The 13,637-nt window shown below is 38.3% G+C and carries 9 protein-coding genes; 4 read left to right on the top strand and 5 right to left on the bottom strand.

Going from position 1 to position 13,637, the window contains the following annotated elements:
* Positions 1-23 precede the first annotated feature (23 nt).
* A complete protein-coding gene (locus ACN222_RS19680; protein WP_010998076.1) occupies positions 24-308 on the bottom strand; it encodes an HU family DNA-binding protein in 285 nt (94 codons plus the stop codon).
* Positions 309-855: 547 nt separating this feature from the next.
* Positions 856-2,400, bottom strand: coding sequence for a cobyrinate a,c-diamide synthase (locus ACN222_RS19675; protein WP_010998075.1), 1,545 nt, complete (start codon positions 2,398-2,400; stop codon positions 856-858).
* 483 nt (positions 2,401-2,883) lie between these two features.
* On the opposite strand from ACN222_RS19675, the gene ACN222_RS19670 reads away from it, so the two are divergent.
* The gene (locus tag ACN222_RS19670) at positions 2,884-5,109 is read left to right on the top strand and encodes a glycoside hydrolase family 10 protein (protein WP_010998074.1); all 2,226 of its coding nucleotides are present in this window, start codon (positions 2,884-2,886) and stop codon (positions 5,107-5,109) included.
* Positions 5,110-5,200: 91 nt separating this feature from the next.
* Here the strand turns inward: ACN222_RS19670 and ACN222_RS19665 are convergent, their stop codons facing one another.
* The 3 genes from ACN222_RS19665 to ACN222_RS19655 all read right to left on the bottom strand — a co-directional run bounded on the left by ACN222_RS19665 (position 5,201) and on the right by ACN222_RS19655 (position 7,637).
* Positions 5,201-5,896, bottom strand: a complete 696-nt coding sequence (locus tag ACN222_RS19665; protein ID WP_010998073.1) for a hypothetical protein — start codon at positions 5,894-5,896, stop codon at positions 5,201-5,203.
* A 234-nt stretch (positions 5,897-6,130) separates the two neighbouring features.
* Positions 6,131-6,802 (bottom strand): rhomboid family intramembrane serine protease, encoded by a 672-nt coding sequence (locus tag ACN222_RS19660; RefSeq protein WP_010998072.1) that lies wholly within the window; start codon positions 6,800-6,802, stop codon positions 6,131-6,133.
* A gap of 148 nt (positions 6,803-6,950) precedes the next feature.
* Positions 6,951-7,637 (bottom strand): peptidoglycan-binding domain-containing protein, encoded by a 687-nt coding sequence (locus tag ACN222_RS19655; RefSeq protein WP_010998071.1) that lies wholly within the window; start codon positions 7,635-7,637, stop codon positions 6,951-6,953.
* 1,291 nt (positions 7,638-8,928) lie between these two features.
* Between ACN222_RS19655 and ACN222_RS19650 the strand changes: the two genes are divergently transcribed.
* From ACN222_RS19650 to ACN222_RS19640, 3 genes are all read left to right on the top strand, one after another.
* Complete coding sequence (locus ACN222_RS19650) at positions 8,929-9,342, top strand: hypothetical protein (protein WP_044521996.1); 414 nt, start codon at positions 8,929-8,931, stop codon at positions 9,340-9,342.
* A gap of 263 nt (positions 9,343-9,605) precedes the next feature.
* Entirely contained in the window at positions 9,606-9,821 is a 216-nt protein-coding gene (locus tag ACN222_RS19645) for a hypothetical protein (protein WP_044523213.1), read from the top strand.
* A gap of 1,109 nt (positions 9,822-10,930) precedes the next feature.
* A complete protein-coding gene (locus tag ACN222_RS19640) occupies positions 10,931-13,522 on the top strand; it encodes a dynamin family protein (protein WP_010998068.1) in 2,592 nt (863 codons plus the stop codon).
* The last annotated feature ends 115 nt before the right edge of the window (positions 13,523-13,637 follow it).

Below are 13,637 nucleotides of genomic sequence, written 5' to 3'. Positions count from 1 at the left end.
ATTCAGATTCCTAATACTAGAACCTATGCTTTTGGGGGTGCTACTTTTTCTCTGAACAACTTACCGGCAGAGAAAGCAGGAACCCTTGTCGCTGGAATTTCCATCTTTTCGTTAGTTTTGGGGTTACGACCTTCACGAGCTTTACGTTCCCGTGATTCAAAAGAGCCAAATCCTACCAGCGTAACTTTATCGCCAGAAGAGACAGCTTCAATAATCGTTTCCAAAGCAGCTGTTAAGACGGCATCAGCTTGTTTTTTAGTAACACTAGCTTTTTCAGCTACGGCATCAACCAATTCACCTTTGTTCATTTGGAACTCCTTAATGTTTACTTGATATTCAGTACAGTTGCACCTTGTCGCATCTTTACTGAAGTCTCTGTTTGGAGAGATACAAAAGTCATCCTTTGGGAGTATATATACTCAAAATGGCTGTACATCCCATCGGCTCTACTTTTCAATGAATCATTCTAAGGTGTTGTAGCCAGAAGTGGATAGATGAAACCATTAATTTATATGGATTTCGGCATTTTTTTTATTTTTTAGCTCATTGTTGCACTCAAAACCACCCCAAAAGTAGGAAAAAATACCTAGTAAATACCCTTGTGGCTAGGGGAACTTCGACTAAAAAACGTTGCCAATCATCTGAATTTAAAATTCCAAATTTAAAATTCCAAATTTCAGAAAGCTAGATTTACTCTGAGTTTCCGGGTTTAAAGTTCTCATCCTTTTTGAGCAAATTGTGATGACAGAATAGGTTACTCAACTACTGAATGTTAAATTGTGTTAACAAAATTAATCTCTGTCATGTTTAACCAGGGTCATTTGGCGATCGCCAAGCCTTGTCATCACCTAATATTTAGTACATATGCACTAAATCAATGGTTTCGCCAAAATAAGCGCACTGCTGAATAAACTGCCGGGGAATTTCTCCACTCTCTCCCCAGTGAAGGTGAACGTAAGAGGCATGGATATTTTTCGGGAAACCCCATCCTTCACAACCCATATTTTCTGGACAATCATAGCGGTAAGTTTCAAATAAGGGCTGAGTGGGCGCTGTAATCAGCCGTGAGCGATGAAACTCGTGTCCGTAAATGTGGGTGCCTACATTCACTAACAAGCTATCTTGCAAGGCTACAGCACGGCGATATCCCAAAGTTAAACGTCCACCCATTGCCGCAGATGTTGGTAAAACTCCCACCATCGGCCAGGATTGCCCCTCAAAATCGATAATTTGCTCACACAAATACATCAACCCCCCACATTCAGCAATCGTGGGCATTCCTGCGAGAATAGCTTGTTTCACCGCATCACGGGCGCTACTATTTTCGGCTAGCTGTGAGGCAAACACTTCTGGAAAACCGCCACCAAAGTACATTCCCCGTACACCAGATGGTAGTTCCCCATCTGTTAAAGGACTCCAGAAAACCAGTTCCGCCCCCAACTGCTGCAACAAATCAAGATTGTCTTGGTAATAGAAGTTAAAAGCGCGATCGCGGGCAACGGCGATTTTAGGGGGATGGGGGACTGGGGATTGGGGATTGGGGATTGGGGATTGGGGATTGGGCGAAAATCTTGCAGTCAGTTCTCCCCCTGCCTCCCCTGCCTCCCCTGCTCCCTGCCCCCTGCTCCCTGCTCCCTGCTCCCTGCCCCCTACCTCTTTCGCCTGCAACAGAGGTAATAAATTTTGCCAATCGAAACAAGTATCACCTAAATCAGCAAGACGATTGATGACGGCATTTAACTCTGGTAGTTCGGCAGTGGGGATCAAACCGAGATGGCGATCGGGAATGGTAATGTCATCTTGACGACGTAGTACACCGAGTATAGGTAATTGCAGAGGTTTCAGGGCATCTTGGAGGAGAGAGAGATGGCGATCGCTGCCCACGCGATTTAACACCACCCCAGCCATTTTAATGCGCGGATCAAAAGAGCAGTAACCGTGGGCGATCGCTGCCACAGAACCAGACAAGCGACTACAATCAATCACCAAAACCACCGGCAAATCTAAAAGCCGCGCCACATGAGCCGTACTAGCAAAGTCAGTAGTGAGTGCTGAATGGGAAGTACTAAAGTTATTCTCCCTGCCCCCTGCCCCCTGCCCCCCTGCTTCCTGCCTCCCAATTCCATCAAACAACCCCATCACTCCTTCAACCAGAGCATATTCACTCTCTTGGTAATGACGAGCAAAACATTGCTGAACGTAAGCTTCTGAAGTTAAAACTGGATCTAAATTGCGGCAAGCACGACCAGTAACATAGGTGTGAAACATCGGGTCAATATAGTCTGGCCCGACTTTGAAGGATTGCACTATGGCACTACGCCGACATAAAGATGCTAAAAGGGTGAGCGTGACTGTTGTCTTGCCCACCCCACTACGTTCCCCAGCAATAACTAAAGCCATAACAGGATAGAAGTCTTGATTCGCTTAAATCTTAGAAGAACGTGAGTTCGACAAGCCTTTTTTGACCTCTCCCCCAACCCCTCTCTCTTGAAAAGTTCTGAGCGGAGGAAACCTGCGCTCAGACTTTTCGCTCCGACGCGGAGAGGGGAGTAAAGACCATGACATATTGACGAACAATAAAGGTTCTGAAGCCTCTCTCCTTGCAGGGGAGCCAGTGCGTTGGGCGGCTTTGCCGACTTGAAGCAACTGGCGTGAGAGGTTTGGAGAGGGGTTTTTCCAGCCGTCGAACTCACGTTAAAAGAGTAGTATATCGTCCTAGCTAAAATTCTGACTTGGCACTACTTAGTCATTATTTGCGTCAACTTCATAGTTAGGGCTTGCCTAAATCTTCAAGTCCTGACTAAAAACTATGTAGCGCAGCAATCAATAGATTGTTGCCTTGAATCAAAATATTCCCAATTAAGCATCAATTTTGAGCCAGTAATGCCAATTGAATTCCAACCCCAAAGCATTCGAGTTAACACTTGGTTAACTAAGTTATTATCCATACCTAAAAAATTGCTTTTTGTTCTTCAAGGTTGGCGGTCAATTAAGCGACTTCTTCCAGTCTTGTTTGCACTGTCATTTACCACAGTACTGTTACTACAAAACCTCACGCCAGCAACGGCTCAATTTTTCCAATCACCACGCCAAGAAATTCGGGGAGTTTGGCTAACAAATAATGACTTTGACATCCTCAGAAATCGCGCTAAAGTGCAGGACACACTTGCTCAATTGCGGCGGTTGAACTTTAATACAATTTATCCTGTTGTTTGGAACGATGGCTATACCAAGTATCCCAGTGCTGTCACCCAACGCATGGGCATTCCTTATTTCTTTCGAGGGACAGAAGGGCAAGACGTAATTGCAGACATTATTAGTCAAGCGCGTAGTCAAGGTTTACTAGCTATACCTTGGTTCGAGTTTGGTTTTATGGCTCCCTTAACTTCCGAACTAGCATCCCAGCATCCAGATTGGCTAACGCAAAAGCGGGATGGAACCCAAACCTCCATTAGTGCTGCGGGTGAAGTAGCTTGGATGAATCCCTTCCACCCAGAAGTACAGCAGTTTATTACTGACCTGGTAGTAGAAATCATTACCAAATACAACGCTGATGGGATTCAATTTGATGACCACATGAGTTTACCCGTTGATTTTGGGTATGACAAATACACAATTAATCTGTATAGACAGGAAACTGGGAATCCGCCGCCGTCTAATCCTCAAGCCCAAGCATGGGTCAAATGGCGGGCCGATAAAATTACAGCTTTCATGGTGCAACTAAATCAAGCTGTGAAAGCCAGAAAACCCAATGCCATTTTTGCGGTTTCGCCTAATTACTATGACTTTGCATACAAATTGCAACTACAAGATTGGCTCAACTGGGTCAGGTTGGGTGTTGTAGATGAGTTAGTCGTCCAGGTTTACCGGAATGATTTGCAAAGTTTTAATAGTAAACTCATCACTCCAGAAATTATCGAAACACAGCAATTAATACCTACTGGTATAGGTATTATGACTGGCTTAAGAAATCGCCAAGTTTCCATGTCACAAATTCAGTCGCAAGTCAGGGCAGCACAAGAACGTGGCTTGGGAGCGGTTTTTTTCTACTACGAAAGCCTTTGGGACTATGCACCAGAACCAGTGGCGCAACGACAGGCTTCTTTTCAACAACTGTTTCCCAATCCGGCTAGGCGTGATACTTCTCAAATCACAGCCCGAAAGCCCAGTTTTAATACTATCTCAGTTCCCTTATATACAAAAGGTTCTGTCGGTCAACGAGAGCGGGGTTATTTTCTCGAACTAGCAGTTGCTGGTGGTCAGCCAAGGCGTGTTCTGATGGATACAGGCTCTGGGGGGCTGAGAGTGCCGAGAGAGTTTTTAGGCAATGCCCCTATCACTAGAACTGGTCAGATAGTCAGAGAAGTGCTAAACGATGGCACTATCCTCGAAGGAGAGTTAGTTTACACAAGTATGCGTATTGGGTTAATTGCCACTGAAGAACCTGTGCCGGTGCAAGTTGTCACCAGTCGCCAATGTATAGCCCAAAAACCTAATTGTTCTGCCAGAGGTAACACACCATTCTCTGGTATTATCGGTGTCAACTATGCAGAGCGCTCACTGCCCTACAATCCTTTCAGAAAACTACCAGGGAATTTAAGTAACGGATTCATTATTGCAGGCGATCGCGCTAGTGGTAACAGTAGCCTCATCCTGGGTTTAACAGCACCGAATCGAGGCGGGTTCAATCTAGCTTCCCTGACTCAACAACCCGTGATGAATAGTATTCCAGGAAACAGATGGGACTCTAGACTCAACGGAGTTTGTTTAACTATTTCTGGCAGTGCTATGAAAAATACCTGTAATGCCAAAATGATAGCGGATACTGGCATAATCAGTAGTTTTATTGACTTCAAGTCTGCTTCCCTCATGGGTAAACTAAAACCCGGCAGGTTGAACCCAAAAAACACACTCAAGTTATCCATTCCTCGCATCTTTGACTACAGCCTCACCCCAGGAAATCGCAACGGGTTAAATGTATGGAATCTCCATGTGTCACCACAGCTAGATCAAGCTATGGTTGTGAATAGTGGCATAGCACTTTTTGACCGATACAATGTACTTTTTGACCCGGTGAATGGACGGGAAGGTTTTCGTCCTCGCAGTTAAGTAGAGATTTGGTAATTGGTAATTGTGTAAGGCCATTACCAATTACCTACCAAAGACCGGAAATACTATAAGTTTTCAAGCACAGATGATACTATTCGTATGCCTTAGCAGGTACCCTAAAGGCTACATACTTCCATTCATCACCCTCTAAATATTCAATTTTAAATTCGCCTTTAGTTAATAAAGTTAGATCTGGGAATTTGAGAGTTCCATTTTCTCCTAATACAACACAGTCTCCATTACTAGGAGTAGCTTGACTAGAAGTTGTACCTATTTGATTGATGATTTTGCGCTGCAATTCTTGATATTGTGGTTCTGTGATCAATTTGGAATCATACAATCTTTTAATTTCCCGTAGTTGGTTTTCTGTATCTGATCCACCTTGGGTTTGTGCATTATTTATTTCACAAGAATCTGGTTTAAAGGCAATTTTTCTTACTGGATGATCCCACCATTTAGAAAACTGAGTTAACCAATTGGTGGTTCTTGTAGTGTGTATTACTCTTACTTGACTATCCCCAATTTCTAAACGAACCCAATCAGTAGACCTTTTTTGGATCAAGCCACCAAATCCCCAAGTGATTATGCTACCGACTGAAACACCACTATCTGCTAAACGAAGTTTAATAACTCTAGGTGGTAGAGCCTGTGTAATTTCTGTATGCTTTTGATTGAAGGAGCCAGGATTATTAACAATCAACCCACTATTTTTTGCTGTAGCAGAGGATGAATTTACTACTATAAAATTAGCCAACAATGCTATCGCTATCAAAATTTTCACTTTCATGACTTATTATTATTTTTTATTTTGCATAATTTTATACTCTTAGAAAGAGTACAGTATGCCAGATAAAACAGCAATAACAAGTAGATAAATCTCTTCTACCGTCAGCATAGTAGTTTCTTATCAAGATTATGTGATTGCGACCAATGAAGCAATCACATAATAGAATAATCAAAAGCTCTAGATTTGGATATAAACGAGGTTGATTCGCTAACACCCAATCCCCCGGTTTGGCTATTAGTCCCGTCTAAACAAACCAAATATAGGGGCAAGAATTATGCCAAACACAAAACCACCAATGTGCGCCCAATAAGCGACACCCCCTGTTTGTACACTCATGTTAGCGGCTGCTTGTAGGCTGACAAGACCGGATATAACATTTTGCACAAAGAAAATGCCGATAATCACTAGGGCTGGAACACTGATTGTTGTTACAAAGAAACCTAAGAAAATTAACGTTGTCACCCTAGCTTGGGGAAAACGAATCAGGTATGCACCGAGAACCCCGGAAATGGCACCACTAGCACCCAAGGAAGGAATGGTGGAAGACATACCAATAAACCACTGACACAAGGCAGCTAAAGCACCACAAGCCAAATAAAAAATTAAATATTTGAAATGCCCCAGGCGTTCTTCAATATTGTTGCCAAACACCCAAAGAAACACCATATTCGATATCAAATGCCACCAACCACCGTGCAAAAATTGCGAGGTGAATAACGTCGGCCATTCACCAGCTAAATTGGAGGTTAACTCTTGAGGGACTACTGCATACTGACTGAAAAACTGATTTAATTGAGCATTAGACAGACTCACTTCGTGAAGAAAAACTAAAACGTTCATCCCAATTAAACCGTAGGTGAAATAGGGGGTGATTCGCGTCGGATTTTCGTCGTAGAGGGGAAACACTAGTGTTTTTCCTAATCATTGATAACTGCAATATAGCTTGAATGCTTAGCAGTTGTTTAGTCTAGGTAATTAGGCTTACGCGGCTAGCAGGACTACTGTAGCGAAAAAAAGCAAATATCAGCTGAGTGTGTTCTCTATAAAGTCTTTGCTATTTGCTGTGTGTAGTCAGACAGTACCATGTTTGCACTCCCACTATTCCATCAACTGTTAAATTTTGTTGCTCCTGAAAGGCTTTTACAGCAATTTCTGTGACTGGCCCAAAAACCCCATCGACTGGAATAGGATAGCCATTAGCCACTAATAACCGTTGTAATACTCTGACAGATACACCTGAATTACTAAAACTTAGATTAGGTGATATTGGGTTCGTCAACGTTTGAGAACTGGCAATCACAATATTATTAATATTTCGTTGTTTGCGTGCTAACTCTTGACTATTAGGAAAACTTGACTTTTTAAATTTTGTAAAATTGAACTGAACTCTGCGTCGTTTTGCTATTAAGTTTTTTCTTTTAGCAAACTTATTTTTTAAAGATGCAGAAGAATCTAATTCAGAAAAATTACCTAAATTCTTGGCAAACATTTTCTTTATTTTTGCTATTCTATTTTTTTGAGGATGGGATTGAGGTGTTGCTGAAATACCAGATGAATCATTATTTTTCCAAATAGCATCAGATGACTTAGCCTGAGCCTCTGATAATAGTTGATATGATTGGCTCTCTATCAAGTTTTTCTTATTTGCATCTATCTGAATTACAGATAGGTTGGGCAAATTTGATGATGCCAGTTGATTTGTCATCAATAGCCCTGTCATTAACATTGTGATATCACTCATTTGACTTTATACCTAAATTTCAACTATTCACATAAAAGATCGGTAGATGTTTCGGTGAAGACACAGAAATTGTTGATGTAGCTACTAACTCATTAAAGCCATTATATGCTTCACGTTATAGTTTATAAGGGAGAAAAATGCTAAAGTGTATGTTCTCTAAGAGTGACAGCTTTTAAATTCTGATAATGAAATACCTAGTTATTCCGAACGGAATTAGTAAGTGCCTCATTACTCAAATCAATACAAATCTTTGTATTGGAATCTGATTTAATTATTGTTGGTTTAGCCTGCGCTTGTGCATAAATATCTAGGTATCTGTAGGGTGTAGGCGATGCCCATTGCCACTTGCTCCAAGTCAGGGAACCCGTCCAAGGCAGTGGTTCACCTACGTATAATTCACCAATCAAATACCATTCCTATACTAAAATCAACTGTAATTCTGCGTATTCACAGAAAATAAAATTCTTCAACCACTTATAAGCGCTTTATGGCTTCTTTGAAATAGACTTATATTTAGTTGTGCTTATTAAACTTTTCAAACAACCTCTCAGCTCGACTTTATCAGAGATTACGAACTTGGTGTTCTTTATCCGGCAAAAACCCAGACTTTTTTGCAAATATTTTTTCCACATCATAGATTATCAATGAAATGAAAAAAGTAAGAGTCCCGTTATATAAAGGTTTCAGTGATAGCAATCACGTTACGAAAAAAATGGATAAAGCCAAGCTCAGATTTTAAATGAAAAGCAGCTAAGTAAGTGGGCATAATTAAACATAAGATGTCATGGCGAGGAGTAATGACAAAGCAGTGGCAGTAACTGGGATGGCTTTGCTACTCGCTATGGCAGCCCAGATGATATTTATTTATACCCATCTAGTTAGTTACTGGATGGAAATTAATACTGCCTTAAAAAGTGATTTGTCAAATGAATTAATTATTTGCCTTGTAGGGGGGTTTCGCTGTAATTGTCAGTATGTACTACGATAAGATAAGGCACCAAAAACTAGTTATCAAAAATCTTTATAAAACAAGCTCGGACTTTTGATAGGCAATTTATTTTTCTTTCCATCAAACTCTGATGAACCCGGCGTATGGACAATACCTTTCTCCGAACTGATATCCTTTATATAGATTGCTTTCCAAGATATGGGGAGCCTTCTGCTACATTAATTTCACCTCCCAAGTATTTCGGGCAACGCATCATTAATGTTTGGAGATGTCTATTACTCAATAAGGTTTTTTCTCAGAGAATTAGTCAGTTATCTATCTGCAAAGTGTTGGAGAGGTAGCATGAAAAGATTTAGATTAAAAAATATATTAGCTGGTATCGTGGCAACTGTAGTTGCGTTGAGTTTCGGATACTTGGCAGTTCAATATTTGGGAAAACACATGATGGTTGTTATCAGTGTAGGAATGTGTGGTTTAAGTATAGCTGTACATCAAATGCAGAAATCATCGCGTAAGAAATATCTACCAAAAACAACGATTTTAACAGAAACTCAACCCAGTTTTACACACTTAGAAAAAAAAGTTAAAAAGCCGGATAATGCTTCAATTACAACTGCGTCCAAGTCTTTTAGGCATGGATCAAAAATTATAAAAGTTACGAGTAAGCCTCAATCTTATGGCTACTGTCGCAAACGCCTTGCACTATGTCATAGAGCTAAGATTGAGTCTGCAAAAAAATATATTCCCAAAGACTAGAAATATTTGCATCTCCTACTAGCAGCATTATAATTATCATACAGGCTATTTTTTATACTTAAAAGGTACTGCAAAATTAACTTGCTATTCTTAAAAAGATTTTACAAGGGAAATATTTAAATTGGGTACCTTGAAGAAGGTAGAAAGTCTTAGGCAGAGAAATGAACAGTCTGTCAAAAGTAAGCCATCTATATTATATTGATTGATGACTGTGACATAATTTTGTCAAAGCTTAACAATTGAAGGGAATGTGGGTGCGTCTGATGAGTCCAGAACAGATGTTATTAACAAAGTGGCAATCTCTTTCGCAGGATAAACAAAAACAAGTTTTAGTTTTTATGGATTTTCTTTGCTGGCAAGATGTTCCGAATGAAAATTATCCTAGTAAAACTTTTGTAGAGCAACGCCTTCAGCAAATTCGTACCAAGATTATCAACTATGGGAAACCATATTATACGAATTCTGATGTCTCTGAATGACAAGATTAATGGTGCTATGGGTTTGAACTTGCAGATACTAGGTGTTAGCGCTAAATCTATACAAACGAAGTTTCCTGCTATTTTATGTAAGCCTAAATATTAAACGTAAAATTAGGCTCTTGGCAACTTTTGGTGATCAATGAAGGCCTAGTTTAGGCAGAGGGCAGAGAGAGGTCTGACGGCAGAAGGTTTAAGAAAGAAAAATTTCCTAAATTATTGCGGTGCAAGCCTTACAAAATATCTGCCTGACAATCTCGTGTTTAAACTGGAACAAAGTCTTTGTCACAAGTTCCACCTAATATAAACCAAAAGAGAGACAAAATGTTTACAACCCTTGTGCCTCCTGTCTTCTGCCTTAAAGTGCGTAACCGGACATCATTACCAAAATCTGACAAGACCCAAAAATTATTGCCATTAATTAAGAGAAGGTGAGGGAAGATGAGTTCCTTTTTCTCCTCTCTACTTTTAGACTCACCATGTTTATGCGGGTTTATCTCCATAACTATATGTATTGGCACGATATGATAGAATTTAACTTGTTTTAAATCTTTATATATGATATTGTATCTGACTAAAGAAGTATTGATAAAATTTCTCTATATTTAAGCTCTTCAATTCATGAGCTATAAGATTTATACTTAATTCCCAAAATACACGTAGGTAGGCATTGCCCACGCTAACTACTAATACTTAGACTCACTCAATAATAAAATCGGATTCCTGTATGTCTTCATCATGGCAGATGTACTTCCAAATATACCTGTCAAAAATCAAACTAAAATCCTAGACATAATATAATCTTCAATGGGAGAATACTTAAGGACAGGTGCTTTATAAAGTCAAGATGAAATTCTCTAATGTTTTGAGCTGCTGTGCCATTACTTTTACAAAAAACTATCTATATTTCAAGAGGTATGGTTTCCAAAAAGTAAAATTTGTACGTACACAGACTAGACGAGTTCTTTACTTTATAAATGACCTCTCAATAAGAGAAAACGTAAGAGAACAAAAATTCATTCATACCGACATGGTATCGGTCAGGCAATTATTATTTTGTTAAATGTATCTGAAACAAAATATTCCATCAAGCTAATAGAGAATAATTATTCATGAATACATTATTAATTGGAGACCGGATAGTTAGTTCTTTATCAAAAATTACTGGTCAAAATATAAGTAAAAGCGATGCTACGCCACAAGTGATATTTATAACTAATCTGATTGTTGTCCTGTTAGGATCAATGTTTATTGATGGCATCGGTACGGATAAGCAAAAACAAAAAATGCTTGAAATACTGTATCGCTTTATTGAACCAGAAAGTGATACATATAAGTTAGCATATTTAATAATCAAAGGAGTAATAAAACATCAGATTTATCGCAAATTTGATGAGTTAGTAATTATAAGCAGCCTTCTTTCTGAATCAGAAAGGTTGTTACTAATTGGGCTTGGTTATGAAATGTCTACAAGTGATAATAAATTGGGTTTACGTGAACAAAGGTATTTAGAGATTTTGGCTCATTATTTGGGCGTTAAAACAGAATATTTGGCAGTTCTGGCATCTGCATTTAGACCCCAAGAGAGTTTAGATATAGCAGTTTTGAATGAGGTGGAAATTTTACTAGATACACCACGTAATCAAGGATTTAAAAATGTAGAGATTAAACCACATTCCAATAATTGGAAGACTCTGATTTCCAACTCTAAGACTAACACAAATCAGCCGCGTGTTTCTATATACTATGAAGGGTTGAAAAAATTTCAAGAGTTTAACCAACAGTTAGGTAATTATTGCAATCAGATTTCTCAAATAGTTCAAACTTGTCATGAACTTGGATTTCTAGCTAAAGATTTAATTGACGAAGTGAATGGGTTATCTAAAAAGTTCCAATTACATCGGTTTCGATTGGCTGTTATTGGTGAGTTTAGTCAAGGAAAATCAACTTTACTAAATGCTTTACTAGGCGAAGAAATTCAACCAATGCGAGAGATTCCCTGTAATGGGAATATAGTAGTCTTGAAGTATGGAACGCAAAAACGTGTAATTTACCGCTATAAAGATGGAAGCGAAAAAGAAATACCATTTGATGAGTATCGACAAAAAGTAAGTATTTCTGAAGATATTGCTCTTAACTCTTTAAATAAAGAACTCAAACAATCTGATATTAAAGAAATCATAGTTGAACACTCTAATCTGGCATTATGCAATAGTGGTGTAGAAATCATCGATTCACCAGGATTAAATGAGAATCCAGAACTCACAGCTATTACTCAAAACTTACTTCAAGATATAGATGCTGCAATTTTTGTTACTAATGCTTCACGCTCACTGACGCAAGGTGAACGTCAATCATTAAATGAATTGAGGCTTAAACTCAATGGTGGTAAAGATCAAGAGCCAGCAAATAACTTATTTATCGTTGTCAATTTTATGGATTTAGTGAATACAGAAAAAAGTCGTGATCAGATAAAAAAGAGAATTTACAACTTTGTTGAAGGTGAAAAACCAATAATTACCGGAAAAAATCGTGTTCACTTTATTTCAGCCCAAGCAGCCTTGAGATCGGTTATGTATGGCTATGAAGACGAATATAAAAAAAGCTTTGATACTTTTATTAAATCAATTGAAAGATTTTTGATCCTCGAACGTGGAAGGCTAAAACTACAGCCATTACCTGATCAACTTAATAAAATAATTCAAAGAATTATTAATAATTTGAGAGAATTTAAAGATGAGTTAGAATCTAAAATAAAAATTGCTGAGGAAGGAAAACGTAAAATTTTAGAGCAAATTGGAGAGTTTAGTGGACGTGATGTAAAAATATGCTTATTGACCATTCAACTAATAGAAAAATCCCTTGAAAAAGCAAATGTTTCATGGGGTGAGTGGTATGAAGGTTTAGAAGAGCGTATGTTATTGAAAAGTGAACGTTGGAATTCCGAATATAAGCTCTTTTGGAAACAAGACAAGTTAGTTCGTGATTATATTCAGTGTTTTGTTAGCGATTTATCTGATGAAATTGATGACTGGGTTAATAGTCAACTTAAAAATATAATATTAGAAGAAAATTTACAAAATTTAAATCGAAATATCAAGTATGAGTTAGATGCAATTCAAGCAGAATTTAATTTATTAGACATGAGAGATAATACTAAATTCAGCGAAAAGTTAAAGCTTTCTATTAATGAGATTTCTGACCAATTAATTGAATTAGATAATATTGATTTTAGTACTCCATTAAAGGGGGAATTAATGGAGTTTACAAGAATTGGCTTTATCCCGACAGCACTAGCTAATGTTAGTGCTGTAATAGGTAATTCTTTTGCATCTATGATGATGGACAGCGATAAATTCCATAGCGAAATTAAATTGTCTGTCTTAGAAATTGGGTTGGAAAAGTTTGACGAATCCTTTGATAAAGTTTACGAAAAAATCCAGGAAAATATCGAGATATTTTTTGATACTAAGGTTGAATCAGTAAGTCGAGTTATTGAAGGAGCTATATATATGTATGAAAAACTTTTAGAGCAGCAAGAAAAATCTAATCAAGCAATGCTAGAGCAACATTATGCAACTAAATCTTTGATTTTAGATAAGTGTGAAGAACTTGAAAAACTAAACAGTAGAATTAGCAAAGATATTGCACTTTGGTATTCAGAGGAAATTAATAAAGTAGTTATTAAAGCAGCGCATAATTGACAGTGCTTAATTACGCTTGCGTCAAGTAAGTTGAGTATTTTTGTATATCACTAACTTGAAATTCGCCATAAGTTATGACGAAATTAATTTCGCCAAAAAATCAGCAATGTTGTAC

Origin of the sequence: Anabaena sp. FACHB-595 (assembly GCF_048568275.1) — a bacterium.
Lineage (GTDB): Bacteria > Cyanobacteriota > Cyanobacteriia > Cyanobacteriales > Nostocaceae > Trichormus.
Note: the sequence above shows the minus strand (reverse complement) of the source record. Positions and strands in the feature narration are given on the sequence as shown.

What these genes read in the sequence shown, in the direction of transcription:
- ACN222_RS19680 (WP_010998076.1), bottom strand. Translation starts at nt 308, where the DNA reads ATGAACAAAGGTGAATTGGTTGATGCCGTAGCTGAAAAAGCTAGTGTT.
- ACN222_RS19670 (WP_010998074.1), top strand. Translation starts at nt 2,884, where the DNA reads ATGCCAATTGAATTCCAACCCCAAAGCATTCGAGTTAACACTTGGTTA.
- ACN222_RS19650 (WP_044521996.1), top strand. Translation starts at nt 8,929, where the DNA reads ATGAAAAGATTTAGATTAAAAAATATATTAGCTGGTATCGTGGCAACT.
- ACN222_RS19645 (WP_044523213.1), top strand. Translation starts at nt 9,606, where the DNA reads ATGAGTCCAGAACAGATGTTATTAACAAAGTGGCAATCTCTTTCGCAG.
- ACN222_RS19665 (WP_010998073.1), bottom strand. Translation starts at nt 5,896, where the DNA reads ATGAAAGTGAAAATTTTGATAGCGATAGCATTGTTGGCTAATTTTATA.
- ACN222_RS19640 (WP_010998068.1), top strand. Translation starts at nt 10,931, where the DNA reads ATGAATACATTATTAATTGGAGACCGGATAGTTAGTTCTTTATCAAAA.
- ACN222_RS19655 (WP_010998071.1), bottom strand. Translation starts at nt 7,637, where the DNA reads ATGAGTGATATCACAATGTTAATGACAGGGCTATTGATGACAAATCAA.
- ACN222_RS19675 (WP_010998075.1), bottom strand. Translation starts at nt 2,400, where the DNA reads ATGGCTTTAGTTATTGCTGGGGAACGTAGTGGGGTGGGCAAGACAACA.